This is a genomic window from Streptomyces sp. NPDC104381 (assembly GCF_055583745.1).
The window spans coordinates 51381-64957 of record NZ_JBVJNK010000013.1 but is presented as its reverse complement, the minus strand read 5'-3'; the positions used below and the strand labels follow the sequence as shown (position 1 = coordinate 64957).

Genomic DNA, 13577 nt, shown 5'->3' with positions numbered 1-13577 from the left:
GCGTGTTTTGTCGGAGTCAGTGAAAGTGGTGGAATGGCTATCACGGATGACAGAATCGCAGTTCAGTGAGAGTGCTCCCCGCGCGTGCGGGGATGGTCCCCACCGGGCCCTGGCCCTGGCCAACAGGTCTCCGTGCTCCCCGCGCGTGCGGGGATGGTCCCCGGGTACGGGTCGCGGAGTCCTCACGGATGCGGTGCTCCCCGCGCGTGCGGGGCTGGGCCCGCCACAGCGTTCGCGTCGACCATTTCGCCCCGCATCTCAGCACATTGTTCCTCGTGGTGCCCCCGGGGGAAGGCCGTCGTGTTCCTCGTCGTGCGCCAGGGCCGACTCGGGGTGTGGCTCCACACGCTTTCTCGCCACGAAGAGGCACGTGGTCATTGCCTTCCCGCCATCCGGTGCCAGGTTATGGACGGTGTCCGAGATGATGAGATCGAATCCGGCCCCGTCCAGCAGCTTCTCCCAGACCGGCGTATCCAGAACCCACCGTTGCAGAGTGCCGGGACTACCGTCCGGCAGGCGCATGGAGACGTCTGTTGGCAGGCACTCGGTCGCAGGCGGTGCCCCGTTGCTGTAATGGCCGAGGGTGGAGAAGACCAGGCGCCCTCCAGGTCGCAGCGCGACAGCCACTGCGGGGAGCAGTGTCTCCGGGTCGCAGAAGTCCACCGCGCCGAAAATCGAGTAGGCGATATCGAGTGAGTCCGGGTGCTCGGCCAGGTATGTGGCTGCGTCGGCCTGGATCAACTCCAGGCGGGGTACGTTGCCGTGCAGGGACACGCTGCGAGCGTGTTGCGTGGCGGAACTGTCGAGCGCGATGACCCGGGCCGGTTTCATGACCTGGGCCAGGTAAGCGGCCTGCCGGGCGGATCCCGCGCCGAGTTCGGCGACGTCGCGGCCGGCGACATCGCCGAGCAGTGCTTCGTCGGGGCCTGTGCTCTGGTACCAGTCCCAGTGGAGGCGTGGGAGCGCAGGGCGGGCCTGGGAGGCTGGCGCCCCGTAGCTGTGCCACAGGTCAGGCGCGGCCGTTGAGGACGGTGAGGTTGGTTTCACGGGCACATACTGGCCCGCTGGGACCGTATGAGCTGTGCGGGGTGACCAGCGCGCCGGCGGTACGTTCGCGGGGGCCAGGCCGGTGACGTCCAGCAGTTGCCCGACCTGCGGTCCATCGTCCAATACGATGCAGTGTGCAACAGCCCTTGGGTCTCTTCTCCTGTAGCCAGAGGGCCCGCCGGATCCCCCCACCCCAGACCGCCCACCCGTCACCGTACCTGGTGTAATGTTCGCGCAGCTCCCTTGCTCCCGGTGAGCGTGGAGCAGCTGCAGAAGGCGCGCGGAACTTGCGGGGTGATCTCGCAGTGATGCCTGCTACCAGTAGTCCTTTCGCGTCCCTGACGGCCTCCGTAGCAGCCCACCCTCACTCCGGCGCCGACGCGACGAGAACTCCGTCTGCTTGACCAGCTCTATCTCTGCCTCAGGAACCGCCGGTTGTTCGGCGGAACTTGCCGCTTCGTCACCGTCACGCGCTGCTCTGCCAGGACTCCATGCCCCGCGATACGTGGCCGGAGGATCCGAACCTCCATTGAGTACTACGGAGCAGACGAAGCACCACCCTCCTGTGCCGGCTCGGTGGGCGGGTTTCGGTAGATCACGCTGGCCGGAAACCGATTGCTGAGAGTAACTGTTCGGTGATCTAGTGTCTCCGTACTGGTGTTCGGTGGTGCCCGCTGCGGTTGACAGCCGCTGGGTGGGCAGCTGCCGCGCGCCCATTTCGTTCGAGGGGGGAACCTTGCGCGCTAACCGTTTCGGGATTCGTACGGCAGTTGTGACTGCTACCGCTCTGGCAAGCCTGGTATGCGTCACCCAGGCACAGGCGTCGGAAGAGCCTGGAGTTGATGACCCGACGTCACCCACGCAGACCTTGCAGGAGTCGATCGACGACGTACTTGCGAACACCGAAGGCGGGACGCAGATTAGCCCGCACGAGGTCGCTTGGGAGGGTGGGGCGGTCGTCATGTCCTTCCCGGACCCGGGGGAGCAGAAGGCTCCTGCAACTTCGGCTGCGGTTCAGGCGTTCCGGGCGAAGTCCGCTGGGCAGATAGTGCCTTTTGTGGAGGTGCCGTTGGGTTCAAATGAGGGTTGCCCGACCGAGAAGTTCGGAAACGACTGGTACTGCTTCTACCAGTACGACTCCTACGGGGGGCGTCGCCTCCAGTGGAACGCCGCCCACACGTCGAAGGTGTACTTCTCTAAATATGACTTCATCAACAAGACTTCGTCCTGGGTCAACGGAGGAGGAAAGACCATCTATGTCTACGGACGGACCCGCACCGGCGACGACAGCAGCTGCACCAAGCACCTGTGGACGGAAAGCAAGCACATGAAGAACGATGACAACGGTTACGACAATCAGGCTGACTGCTTCAAGACCTCATAGGCTGCACGCTGCCCCGTGACACCACGGCTGATGCCTGGCCTTCCTGCTCATATTGGGAAGGCCAGGCATCAGCACGATTGCAATGTCAGTCGGACGGAAGCGGAAGCATCAGCCCGTGGTGTATCCGCTCCTCACGTGGGTGGTGTAGTCAATAACCGACGGGATCTTGACGTTGAGCTTGCCGGGGTCCTTGGTGAGCATTTCCTCGTGTGCCAGAAGCTTGCCGCTATGCGGATCGAAGATCACTGTCTGCTTATTCGGTAGGCCTCCGAAATTGGATTCGACGGAGAAGGCGACCCCGGTGCGGCCGGAACGGTCTTTAACGGCGCCGTTGTATTCCACACCCTCGAACGTCGCGAGTGCCCGCAGAACCCCGGCTACTTGCTGCGGTGTCAAGATCGTATCGAGACTGCGCTCGTTGAGACGGTTGAGGAAGGCGCCAGCACTTTTTCCGTCGCCCTGGGAGAGGATCCAGTGCTTCATTTCTTCCGTACCGCCAGCTGAAGGCGGCTGAGGCTGGGTTTTGGGCGGGAAGCTGCCCTTCTCCTTTCCGCCGTCCCACGTCACGACCTGCTCGGTGGAGCCGTCTGCTTTCTGCCACGTCTCATAGCGTTGTGGCACGACCTCGGAGGTGACCTGTTTTCCGTCGATCCTGGTGAACAGCGACCACGTCTCGTACGAGAAATGCTCCGTAGTCCCGCCACCCGCGGCAGGTTGCTTCTCAGCTGACTGCGCCAGCCGCCGCAACATGGGCGCTGTCGCAGTTCCCTCGAAGGCCTGCAACTTGAGCGGAGCGGGCGTCGATGCGAAGGCGGAACGCTGCCCGGGCCCGTCGATCAGACCGATCATGCCGACCGCGACCACTGCGGTGGCTGCCACCCCGGCGACCAACATGAGCGGACGTCGACGTGCACCCTGTCGAGCAGTGGGACGTGCGGTCACTGTGATGTGTGCAAGGAGAGCCTCGGCCTGCGCATCCGTCATTTGCGGCAATATGTCTCGTGCGGGGTCGAGCCCTTGCAGCAGCCTGTCAGTGTCGTGCATGGGTAGCCTCCTGCGGAGGAACGGCGGCGTCCGAGACACCGGTGGGCAAGGCAGGGCGAGAGCTGTTGAGTTGCCTTCGCAGCCGATGACGGGCCCGGTGCAGACGTACCCGCACTGCCACAGCCTTCTGGTCCAGGACGTGTGCTATCTCCGCGGGTGTCAGTTCTTCCCACAACGCCAGCCGCAGCACTTCCTGGTCGTCAGCTCCGAGCCTGTCGAATGCTTGGGCGACATCCGTTTGTGCGATGACCTCCTCCGCATGCCCATAATCGTGCTGGCGCGGCTGGTCGGCCAAGCGGTCGTTCAAGTCGGTTCGGCGTTGGCTGGCGCGACGGTCGTTCGCCAGCACCCGCCGCGCAACGCCGTACAGCCACGGCAAGGGCTCAGCCGGTATCTGCTCAATCCTGCGCCATGCCGTCAAGAACACCTCTGCGAGCACATCACCCACGTCTTCCGGCTGGGCACGCCGCAACACGTACCGCTCGACCGCCACTCGATGGGACCGATACACGGCGGTGAACTGTTCCTCGATCGTCGAATCCATCTGCCCTCCACCCTGTATGTGTCCGGCACTGGCCCCACCGTTACACCTCGGAAAAAAAGATAGCGGGGGAGCTCATTTGGGAGCCCGGCGGCAAGCGGGAGCGTAAGGTTCAGGTCTTTCCTGACCAGTTCGCCGACTCGTTCGGCATGACGCTCGCCACGGGCAGCGCTCCCAGCCTGCTGTTCCCGTATCGACCAGGACGCCGCCCGGACTGGTCGACAGCGAGCGCAGTCTCGGGGAGAGCGACTTCATGCATAATGCGACTGAGGACCGCTGCCCCGGCCACTTCGCTCTCGCCTGCGGCACAATGCCGCCCACGGTCCGCTGGATGCCCTACGCAGCCACACCCGCCCTGCTGAAGCCATGGGGAACCGACGTTCGCCGGCGCTCGGATCACTGCTGGTGCCGACCTCGGCTCGGAAGCAAAGGCCGAACGCATCCGACAGCTACTGGAGTGCCTTGCGCCCGTCTCTGGGCCCGGCTGCCGCCCTGTAGTCAACCTTTCTTCCCCGTCCCCGTAGGGACGTAGTGGGGCTAGTGCTGGGTGGCGACAAGTTCGATCTCGAAGTGATCAGTGTTCTCAAGGTACGCGGCGTGCTGGTGGGCGCCGCCGGCGTGGGGGTGCCGGTCGGGGAAGAGGAGGCTCCAACTGGTGCTGAGTGCCTTCCCAGCGGCGTCCATGCACGCCCGCGGGGGAGGACGTACATGGACGCCACCACGTCAAGAAGCAAGCCGGGCGTGCATCATCACGTCGACTTCTCGCGACGTTTTGCCTGCACCTTGAGCCACGGATTCTCCGCTCTGGACTGCGCGCGGTCCAGGTACTCCCGCTTCACGACGGCCGAGCCCGGTTTCCATCGGCCCTGCTTCGTGGGATCCCCGCCGGCCTCCGCGATGGCCTGGGCCCCGCCGCGGCGTAGCCCGTGGGCGGTGATCTGCTGCCAGTTCCTCGCGCCGGCCTTGTGGGCGCGGCTGCGGACCCAGTCGTTGATGGCGTCGCCGGTGACGTAGTCCCCGCGTTCCTTCGCGACGGCGCGGTTCTGGAGGGTGCCGCGGGAGGTCAGGGCCCGGAAGAACGCGCCTTCGCGGACGCCGAGGTGGTGGAGGGCGGTGAGCCAGTCCCGTACGGCTGCGACGGGGTCCAGGAGCGGGTCGTCCTCGGCGGGGATGTCGGTGTGCTCGCCCTTGGCCTCCTGGTCGGTCTTGGAGGACCGGATGTGCAGGGTGACGAAGTCGTCGTCGACCGCGACGTCGGCGATGGACAGATCGGCGAGCTCGATCCTGCGGTTGAGGGCGCCCCGGCCGAGGAGCAGCATGCACCGGTCGCGACGCCCCGCGATGGTCCGCAGATCGCACGTGGCGACCATGGCCCGCAGGAGCTCGTCCGTGATCGGAGGCGCCTTACGAACCGCGGTGCGCTTCGCCCATGTCTTCCTGTACTCGTTCAGCATGCCCCGGGCCTGCTTCGTGCCGGGCTTCTGGTCCTCGGGCATCCAGGTGCGGATCGCGGACATGGCGGCGTTGATGGCGTTCGGGGAGCGCCCCAGCTCGATGAGGTGGGCGACGTACTCGACGTAGGTGGCGGTGGTGCACGGCCGGGCGACACGGTCTTCCTCGGAGCACCAGGCGGCGAACTTGTTGCGCTGGGACTGGTAGTTGGCGCTGGTGTTCTTCGGCGCGGACTGGTTCTCCAGGCGCTCGGCGGTCTGCTCGGAGACGTACAGGTCCCGCTCGGTGTACGTCGGCTGGTCGGCCTCGGTGGGGAGCCCCTGGCCGGGATAGAGGATGGTGTGCCGGTCGACCACCGGGCGGCTCGCCGGACGCGGCTGGATCGGAGCGGGGAGGTGGCCCTCCTCCACCAGCTCCGCGTCCACCACCTCCGCGCCGGCCTCGTGCTCCATCACGCTGTCACCTGCTCCTGGTCCGCTGCCCACTTCGCGAGTGCCCTGAAGTCGTCCGGCAGGAGGTCCAGGCGCGGGTCCACCCGATGCAGAAGCGCCGGAGCATCGTGGTTCTTACGGACCCACTCCCGGTCTTCCGGGCCGAGCTCATCGTCCACCCAGGCGAAGGGGCGCCCCTTGGCGTACGCGACCAACGCCCGTGTCTTCCAGTGCAGTCGGCCATTCTGCTGCGGCGTCATGACGGGCCAGTCGACGAAGGGAAGCGTGGGTAGGCCGAGGTGCGGACCGATCCAGTCGTTCGCCTCGCTCTTCCACGTCGTCGCCCATACGAGCTCGTAGGGCAACGCCAAGAGGTCAGCGCCGTGGTCATGGTTGAGCCAGACCCGCAGGGGCTTGTCCCACGGGTTCTCCCACCCGGTCGGTCGCATGCGGTGGGTGCTGTACCCCGCCGGGCGCCTCTGCGGTTCGGCAGCGTACGGATTCAGAGGACCGTCCACATCGAGCAGGAGCAGCGGACGCCTGTCCCCCTCGATCCCCATGAACCCTCCCAGCGAAGCAGCCACGTACAAGGGAAATTATAGGTGGGTGAGGGAGAGACAGCGCCCTCGAGTGCTGCGACACGGGCGGCTTGGTGAGGTGGAGTTACGGGATGCGGTCAGTCGTTCGAGTCCGTTATGGCTGTCGTACCGTCACCGGCCCTGCGATGTCCGTACAGCGGCTGCGGCAGAATCGCGTCCTATGGCGGTACGAACTGATCCAGACCCCTTGTACTCCGATATCGCGGCCGTAGGCAGCCTCGGCGCGGACCTCCAGGTGGTCGCGGCCGAGTTGGGCCTCTCCGTGGCGTTCGCGGTCTCGGACCACGAACCGCTGTACCGTGCCTCAGTCGCCAGCCCGGTCTCCCACCGAATGCCGTTGGACATCATTTCTTCGGCCGTCGAGCGGTGCTGGTTGATCCGGGGGTGCGCTTCGATTCAGGACTTGGCGCTCGTCGACGGGATCACGGAGGATCTCGCCCAGCTCGCCCAAGCCGCGCAGGCATGGCACGACGGGGCGGAACTGGCCGACATCCAGCGGGCCGCATCCTTCGTACATCTGACCGGCCGATACGACGTCCCTGACCACGATCCGGTGAAACTGGCGAAGTCCGAGTGGCAGCGGTTGCGCACGAAGGCACGCGAGCTCGACTGGCCCTTCTACGTCGCGCTCGTCGAGGCGGCGTATGCCGAGCCGGCGCTGCGCGGCCTCTATCCGTACACCAGCCGCTGGACACTACGGTTCTCCGGGACCACGCGCCCTGGCCTGACCGGCGACGTCCGGGTCTGCCTGGCTGCCGCGTATCGGGAGAGTCGGTACACCGTCAGAGCCCGGTACAAGGGCGAGGTCCTTGCCGAGACGACCACGGCCGAGGAGGCGGTGGCAACGGCCGTGCGTCACCTGCCGCCCGGCCTTGGCCCCGTCACGTCCGGCGCGAGCTGAACGGACCGAGTCGCAGGTCGCACCGACCGCCTGGCCGCCGTTCCCAAGCTCCTTGGGCGAGGGGCGAGGGTGGCTCCCGTTATGGCCGAGCAGGGCGGAGGATCTTGAAGTGGTGGCTGAGGGTGCTCTTGGCCGCCGCGGGAGCGTCCGAGCGCGTGGTCGTTTGGGTTCGAACGAGCCTGGAGCCCTCTTCTCCTGGCTCCGGCGGAATGCTGGTGAGCCGTACACCTCCAGCGGCGAGCGCACCGCTGTCCTGGCAGACTTCCTCCACAGCTACGACCACCACCGCTGCCACACCGCACTCGACGGCAAGCCACCGATCAGCCGAGTCAACAACGCTGCGGGTCACCTAGTTGGTCCCGGCTGTGAGTTCACTGAACAGCTTGTTCGCCGACTCCGAGGCGAACTGGCGCTGGAGTTCGGCGCGGGCGATCTGCTTCTTGAACTCGCCCTCGTAGCGGGTGAATCCGGCGTTGTGCATGGTGTCGGTGATCCACGTGGCGAACGCCTGGTAGTTCCAGATGTGCGGCAGGCAGGCCTGCGAGTAGCTGTCGAGGAGGCTGCGGTCGCCCTCGGTGGCATGGCGGATCACCGCACGGGCGAAGACCTCGGTGTCGTGCAGAGCGAGGTGGATGCCCTTGGCGCTCATCGGCGGCACGATGTGCGCGGCGTCCCCCAGGAGGTACAGGCTGCCGTAGCTCATCGGGTCGAACACCACGCTGCGCAGCGGAACGATCTGCTTGGACAGGATCCGCCCGCGTGAGGGCGGCGTGCCGAAGCGGGCCTCCAGTTCGCTCCAGATGCGCTCGTCCGGCCACCGTTCGGGGGTGTCGTCGACCGCGCACTGGAGGTAGATGCGGCTGGCTTCGGGGCCGCGGGGGATCATCCCGGCCAGGCCCAGTTCGTGGATCGCCATGCCCGAGGGCCGGGTTTCTGTGGCGGCCAGGACGCTGAGCCAGGAGTAGCCGTACTCGTGGGAGTACTCGGTCAGCGCGGAGGCGGGGATGGACCGGCGGGAGACGCCGTGGAAGCCGTCGCAGCCGGCTACGAAGTCGCAGTTGATGGCTCGTGCCGCGCCCTTGGCGTCCCGGTAGCGCACCACGGGGTGGCCCTGGGTGAGGTTCTCCAGGGTGATGTCCGCGGCTTCGTAGCGCAGGTCACCGCCCTCGCGGAGGAAGACGTCGGTGAGGTTGCGCACCAGGACCTGCTGCGGGCAGTACAGGCTCTCGTTGTTGTCCTCGTCCACGTCGATGGGCATCGCGTGGCCGTCGATGTAGAAGCCGCCCTCGCTGTGCGGGATGGGGTCGCCTGCGAGGACCTCCTCCAGGCCCCATTCGCGGAAGAGGCGCACCCCGAAGGTGTCGATCGTTCCGGCGCGCTGGCGCTTCTCGACGTAGGCGCGAGGGTGCTTCTCCAGCACGACGCAGTCGACGCCGTTGCGCAGCAGGAAGTTGCCGAGGGTCAGACCGGCGACGCCGGCCCCGATGATGACGACGGCCGTGTCGTCGCGTGTCTCATTCATGCGTGCGAGCCCTTCATGATCCGTGCAGTGGCCGTACGCGCCGAGCGCGTACGTCGCGGTGCCGGCCGTGAAGTCGGAGGGCCGGCGCTCGCTCGCTGTCCACTGTGGAAGACCCGGCGGCCGCGAACCACCGGTAAGTCGTCACCTGATACCGGAAACCCGCCAATATGGCTCTGTCGTCCTGCGCTGGGCACCTGACCAGCGCAAACCGTCCGAGCGGGGAGCTAGCGCGAGTGGAAGCGCAGTCCGGCCCGGTAGCGGCCGGGGGTCTGGCCGACGACCTCGGTGAAGGCGTCGATGAAGGTGGACGGATTGGACCATCCGCACGCGATGGCGGTCTCTGTCACCGTCATCCCATCGGTCAGGTGCGCCAAGGCGTGATGGATGCGCAGGATGGTCCGCCAGCGGTGGAAGCTCATGCTCAGCTCGGCGTGGAACAGGCGGCTGAGGGTGCGCTCACTGGCCCCCACCACCCGGCCGAGCTCGACGAGAGTGGAAGGCCGGGCGGGATCCGCGCGCAGCAGGTCGGTAGCGGCGCGCAGCCGGTCGTCGCTCGCTTCGGGAAGGTGGAGGGAGGTCTCGGCGGCGTCGGCCAGCTCGTCCACGATCACGGCGAGCAGGCGTCGGTGGGCGCCAGGCCGCCGTTCCGGCTCGTCGGTGAGCGCCAGAAGGGCCTCGCGCAGCAGCGGACTTACCGCGAAGACGCTGGGGTGATCGATGAGTACGGCGCACAAGTCGAGCGGGACCGACACCAGACGTACGTCGGTCCGGCCGTAGAAGCGGTGGGAGTGGGCAAAGCGCGGAGGCGTCCAGGTGATCCGGTCCGCCGGGGCGACCCAGGTGCCGCGCTCCGTCGCCGTGGCCAAGGCGCCGGCGGCGGCGTAGACCAGCTGACCCTGGACATGGCTGTGGGGATCGAGCTGGAAGCCGTGCGGCAGCCAGGCACCGCCTTGCAGGATCTCGTCGTCTGCGTCGGCGGGCGGCGTTGAAGGATGGCGGGTTTTCGGCATCACTCGTCAGTTTACTGGTGGCCTCGCACGGAGCGCCGCGTCGACAGTGGGTCGCATGACCACGATGACGCTCAAGTCCCGTGCCCGGTGGAGGTAGCGGTGGCCTCCCGGATCCAGCGCCCGCGCAAGCGGCGGATGCTGTCGTTGACCGTGCAGGGAAGCGAGCAGCCCAGTCCGCACTTCATGACCGTCACGCTCGGCGGCGACGACGTCCAGCACCTGGAGCGGGCGGGCTTTGACCAGGCCGGACGTCTGTTCTTTGCCGACCCCGACGACGACGCCTCGGAGGTGTTCCTGCCCACCAGCGAACGCTGGATTCTCCAGCTCGCGCTCCAGGGCGGTAGGCAGCGTCCGCGGGTGCGGACCTACTCGATCCGGCGCTTTCGACCCGAGGCGTCGGCATTCGACATCGAGATCTCACTCCACGCGGCCGACAGCCCCGGCTCGGCCGGCCCGGGCACCCGATGGGCGCGCGCCGCCGAGCCAGGCACCAGGGTCGCGTTCCTCGACGAGGGCCACAGTTACACACCCGCCCCCGGCGCCGTCTGGCAGCTCCTGGTCGGTGACGAGAGCGCCCTGCCGGCGATCCTCGCCATCCTGGAACAGTCCGCGGCGAACCTGCCCGCCGAGGTCTTCCTGGAAGTCCCGTCATCCGACGACATCCGCAGCAACCTCACGGCACCACCGGGAAGCAACGTCCACTGGCTGCCCCGCACCGACGCCGGCGCGAAACCCGGTGCCCTCGCCCTGGGCGCGGTGAAGCAGGTCCGCCTTCCCGACGGCCACTTCTACGCCTGGACAGCCGGTGAGTCCTCGATGGCCACCGGCATCCGCCGCCACCTCGTCAGCGAGCGCTGCGTACCGAAGTCCGACATCTCTTTCCGCGGCTACTTCAGTTACGGGCGCGCCAGCCTCTGAACACCCCGCCACGCAACCACCTCTTCTGCACCTCGCCTGTCGTCATTCGACCGTTTGACGGCGGGCACGGCGGGCGTCCGATGAACCCGGTGATTCCAGGGCCCGACAGCGGCTCCGATCCCAATGAGATCCGATGACGGATGATGACAGGCCTCCGCGTCGGTACGGCTGGGTCGGCCTGTAGCAAGTGGAGCTCGGCCCCACCACCTTGCCGTGCCCCCACCCCTGGCGGGACTGCCCTGGCCGCCGGGGGTGGGGCACGGCGAGGTGGGTGTCGTGGGGCGCGGGTGTGCTGGCGCGCGGCCGACTGCACAGCAGGAGTACCTGCGCCGTGTCGGTGTTGGGGTTGCACGGTCGTCAGGGAGCACGGTGGGGGCTCCGCCAGGTCGGGCCCTCACCGTCAGTCCGAGGTCAGATGCGGTTTGCCGCGATGAGGACGTACTGGAAGGACCCGTCCTTGTACGAGTTGATGAACGCCTCCTCGATTCCCGTGACCAGCGAGGACGTGGGAAAAGGCGCTCCAACGCCTCATGACCCTCGTGTCTGCGGAAGTCGATTCCGCCGGTCGCCACGGGCAAGGCCCACAGGCTCTGGTGCCTTCGACATGGTCTGTCAGGTCACCGGGGGCTCATACCCCGGAGGAGGGTCGATCGGCTCGCCCTTCTTGTCGACGACCCTGTTCTCCAGACACCATTGGTTCAGTTGCCGCATTCTCTGCTCGCGCGTGGTGGCTTGCTGCACTGACGCCTGCGCCTCCGGTTCTGCTTTGAAGAGGCGGTCGTCGGCGGAACCGCCGAACATCTCGGCGAGGGTGTTCAGCGATTCGGGCGAGGCCCCTCGACCTGACTTTTCGGCGTCGACGGCCAGCTCCCTCGCTTGTACCGACCTGTGCGCGTCGCCACATACCTGGATGGTCTCCGCCGCCCATTGCTTCTTCTCCGCCGAGGGGTCTTCGGCAGAGGGGCGAGAGGCGCTGGGGGCGTGTGCCGGCGTCGAGGACTCGGACGGCTTCGTTCTGTCGTCCTGAGACGTTTCCTCCTGCGACCCGCATGCGGTAACTGACAGGCACAGGACCAGGATCGGGACGAGGAGAGGGCGCACTACGGGCATAGACGTGCTGTACCCCGTTCCTGTTGACGGTGAACCGAACCTTTGAGGGGGCCCGTGATCTCAGGCCGGTCGCGGTTCCTCACGGATCGCGGTGGTTCTGTCCACGTCGCAGGAACATGTCGAACAGGGCCAGGGGGCGGTCAGCCGCTGCCGGACCTCTTGGGCGCTGAGCTGGTTGGTCGTCAGGTCAGCCTGTGGGCCGGGCCGGGCGCTGGAACAGCGCCCCAGGACGCAGGGGTGCTCCGAAGACCTGCAGGACGAGGTTGCGGTGTGCGGAGTGCAGGGTGCGTACGGCGGCTCGGGTCAGTCCGGGCTTGGGTGGTTCCTCGCCGCCGCGGGGGCGGCCGGGTTTCGTGGGGATCCAGAGATAGCCGGGGTCGCTGCCTTCGAGCTGCTGGGTGATGCCGGCGCGGACCTTGAGCCAGCGGCGCAGGATGTCGGCGGTGTCCTTGTCGAGCGGGTGGGGCCCGGTGTCCAGGCTGATCCGGGGGATGGGCCGGTGCTCGAGGTCGACGTCGGCGACGTCCAGGAGGTGGAGGTCTGGTACGGAGCGACCGGTGGCGGCGACGAGGGCGGCCACCGCGGCGGTGCGGATCGCGGTCGCGGCGTTGGAGCCGACGGGGCGCTTCACCGCGAGGGTGCGCAGCAGCTTGTGGGATTCCTCGGGCTCGAGCCAGTCGCCGTGTGCGGCCGCGGGCACATCCAGGCGCAGGGGCAGGCCGAGGTGTTCGGCGAAGGAGTTCCACGTCTGGACGCGGACTCGCTGGGTGTTGTCGGCCGCCGCGGCGGCCGGCCCGGTGAGAGTGTTGCGGCGGCGGGTCCTGCCGGCGGCCGCGGCCGCGAGCCAGGCTTCGGCGCGGGTGGGCTCCATCAGCTCGTCGACGGGCAGTGCGGTGCTCTGCTCTTCGCCAAGGGCGTGCTCCAGATACTCGTTGAGGAAGTAAGCGCGCAGCCGGCGCGTCCCGGGTACGTATCCGCGGGCTTCGAGCGTGTCGAGGAAGTGGCCGATCGCGATGGAGGCGTCGGCTGCGCAGGTACGGGCGGGCGGCATACCTCCAGCGTACGGATCCGGGCCTGAATATGAAAGATAACAGCAAGAAGCAGAGAAATATCACTCTCCCTTTCTGCTGCAGGCTTCGTATCGGTCCGTGTCGAACCGAATCGCAACGTCCAGGTTCGATACGATCATCGCGCCCCACCGGCCTCCCGGCAATGAGGTGTCTTCGTGCTCCAAGCCTCTTGCTGTTATCTCTTTCGTACCTCGCGCAGCCATACGTTGACGGGTGACAGGCGCTCCGCCCCTCCAGAATCACCCTGTGTCCCTTGGCGCGTCGGGTGACCGGGAACCGTCTGGGCTTGCGGACTCTTCGCATGACATGCTGATTGATCTTGGTACAACATGCTTGTCAGCTGAATAACGGGGGGGTTGAGGCGTCGTGGGATACACGAATCCTGACGGTGTCGACACGATGCCCCCGCGTGCGGGGATTTTGCTGGTCATGAGCGGCAGCGTATGCCAGGTCCGATCCGGCCAACTCCTCCAGCACGGTCCCCGATCCGGACATTCAGGGACGCACTCCAGCCGGGACCCCCACCGGTAGCCACGGAGTACACCAAC

Annotated in this window: 12 protein-coding genes and 3 pseudogenes; 4 read left to right on the top strand and 11 right to left on the bottom strand. The window is 67.0% G+C overall.

Going from position 1 to position 13577, the window contains the following annotated elements:
• Positions 1-258: 258 nt before the first annotated feature.
• Complete coding sequence (locus ACZ607_RS33805; protein ID WP_469741472.1) at positions 259-1047, bottom strand: class I SAM-dependent methyltransferase; 789 nt, start codon at positions 1045-1047, stop codon at positions 259-261.
• Positions 1048-1711: 664 nt separating this feature from the next.
• On the opposite strand from ACZ607_RS33805, the gene ACZ607_RS33800 reads away from it, so the two are divergent.
• A complete protein-coding gene (locus ACZ607_RS33800; protein ID WP_469741468.1) occupies positions 1712-2431 on the top strand; it encodes a peptidase inhibitor family I36 protein in 720 nt (239 codons plus the stop codon).
• Between the two features lie 108 nt (positions 2432-2539).
• Here ACZ607_RS33800 and ACZ607_RS33795 read toward each other — a convergent pair whose 3' ends face one another.
• From ACZ607_RS33795 to ACZ607_RS33775, 5 genes and pseudogenes are all read right to left on the bottom strand, one after another.
• Entirely contained in the window at positions 2540-3475 is a 936-nt protein-coding gene (locus ACZ607_RS33795; RefSeq protein ID WP_469741466.1) for a CU044_5270 family protein, read from the bottom strand.
• Entirely contained in the window at positions 3462-4019 is a 558-nt protein-coding gene (locus ACZ607_RS33790) for an RNA polymerase sigma factor (protein WP_469741464.1), read from the bottom strand. Before ACZ607_RS33790 ends, ACZ607_RS33795 begins: the two co-directional genes overlap by 14 nt.
• 534 nt (positions 4020-4553) lie before the next feature.
• Positions 4554-4712: pseudogene (locus ACZ607_RS33785) on the bottom strand (VOC family protein); the annotation flags it as partial.
• A 53-nt stretch (positions 4713-4765) separates the two neighbouring features.
• Positions 4766-5920: a site-specific integrase gene (locus ACZ607_RS33780; RefSeq protein ID WP_469741628.1), complete on the bottom strand. Its 1155-nt coding sequence runs from the start codon at positions 5918-5920 to the stop codon at positions 4766-4768.
• Positions 5920-6459, bottom strand: coding sequence for an HAD domain-containing protein (locus tag ACZ607_RS33775; protein WP_469741627.1), 540 nt, complete (start codon positions 6457-6459; stop codon positions 5920-5922). Before ACZ607_RS33775 ends, ACZ607_RS33780 begins: the two co-directional genes overlap by 1 nt.
• 226 nt (positions 6460-6685) lie before the next feature.
• Between ACZ607_RS33775 and ACZ607_RS33770 the strand changes: the two genes are divergently transcribed.
• Together ACZ607_RS33770 and ACZ607_RS33765 are read left to right on the top strand one after the other, a co-directional pair.
• Positions 6686-7399 carry a DUF6193 family natural product biosynthesis protein gene (locus tag ACZ607_RS33770; protein WP_469741462.1) on the top strand — a complete coding sequence of 238 codons (714 nt, stop codon included), beginning with the start codon at positions 6686-6688 and terminating at the stop codon, positions 7397-7399.
• 220 nt (positions 7400-7619) lie between these two features.
• Positions 7620-7754 (top strand): annotated as a pseudogene (locus ACZ607_RS33765) (IS481 family transposase); the annotation flags it as partial.
• On the opposite strand, the gene ACZ607_RS33760 reads toward ACZ607_RS33765, so the two are convergent.
• Positions 7749-8921 (bottom strand): 4-hydroxybenzoate 3-monooxygenase, encoded by a 1173-nt coding sequence (locus ACZ607_RS33760; protein ID WP_469741459.1) that lies wholly within the window; start codon positions 8919-8921, stop codon positions 7749-7751. The pseudogene ACZ607_RS33765 and the gene ACZ607_RS33760 sit on opposite strands and share 6 nt — an antisense overlap.
• Positions 8922-9145: 224 nt before the next feature.
• Positions 9146-9931: a helix-turn-helix domain-containing protein gene (locus ACZ607_RS33755; RefSeq protein ID WP_469741457.1), complete on the bottom strand. Its 786-nt coding sequence runs from the start codon at positions 9929-9931 to the stop codon at positions 9146-9148.
• A gap of 99 nt (positions 9932-10030) precedes the next feature.
• Between ACZ607_RS33755 and ACZ607_RS33750 the strand changes: the two genes are divergently transcribed.
• Complete coding sequence (locus tag ACZ607_RS33750) at positions 10031-10849, top strand: siderophore-interacting protein (protein ID WP_469741455.1); 819 nt, start codon at positions 10031-10033, stop codon at positions 10847-10849.
• A gap of 411 nt (positions 10850-11260) precedes the next feature.
• Here ACZ607_RS33750 and ACZ607_RS33745 read toward each other — a convergent pair.
• From ACZ607_RS33745 to ACZ607_RS33735, 3 genes and pseudogenes are all read right to left on the bottom strand, one after another.
• Positions 11261-11356 (bottom strand): annotated as a pseudogene (locus tag ACZ607_RS33745) (SAM-dependent methyltransferase); the annotation flags it as partial.
• A 105-nt stretch (positions 11357-11461) separates the two neighbouring features.
• Complete coding sequence (locus ACZ607_RS33740; protein WP_469741453.1) at positions 11462-11959, bottom strand: hypothetical protein; 498 nt, start codon at positions 11957-11959, stop codon at positions 11462-11464.
• A 187-nt stretch (positions 11960-12146) separates the two neighbouring features.
• Positions 12147-13010, bottom strand: a complete 864-nt coding sequence (locus ACZ607_RS33735) for a site-specific integrase (protein WP_469741452.1) — start codon at positions 13008-13010, stop codon at positions 12147-12149.
• Between the last annotated feature and the right edge of the window lie 567 nt (positions 13011-13577).

What these genes read in the sequence shown, in the direction of transcription:
- ACZ607_RS33795 (WP_469741466.1), bottom strand. Translation starts at nt 3,475, where the DNA reads ATGCACGACACTGACAGGCTGCTGCAAGGGCTCGACCCCGCACGAGAC.
- ACZ607_RS33790 (WP_469741464.1), bottom strand. Translation starts at nt 4,019, where the DNA reads ATGGATTCGACGATCGAGGAACAGTTCACCGCCGTGTATCGGTCCCAT.
- ACZ607_RS33780 (WP_469741628.1), bottom strand. Translation starts at nt 5,920, where the DNA reads ATGGAGCACGAGGCCGGCGCGGAGGTGGTGGACGCGGAGCTGGTGGAG.
- ACZ607_RS33775 (WP_469741627.1), bottom strand. Translation starts at nt 6,459, where the DNA reads ATGGGGATCGAGGGGGACAGGCGTCCGCTGCTCCTGCTCGATGTGGAC.
- ACZ607_RS33760 (WP_469741459.1), bottom strand. Translation starts at nt 8,921, where the DNA reads ATGAATGAGACACGCGACGACACGGCCGTCGTCATCATCGGGGCCGGC.
- ACZ607_RS33755 (WP_469741457.1), bottom strand. Translation starts at nt 9,931, where the DNA reads ATGCCGAAAACCCGCCATCCTTCAACGCCGCCCGCCGACGCAGACGAC.
- ACZ607_RS33740 (WP_469741453.1), bottom strand. Translation starts at nt 11,959, where the DNA reads ATGCCCGTAGTGCGCCCTCTCCTCGTCCCGATCCTGGTCCTGTGCCTG.
- ACZ607_RS33735 (WP_469741452.1), bottom strand. Translation starts at nt 13,010, where the DNA reads ATGCCGCCCGCCCGTACCTGCGCAGCCGACGCCTCCATCGCGATCGGC.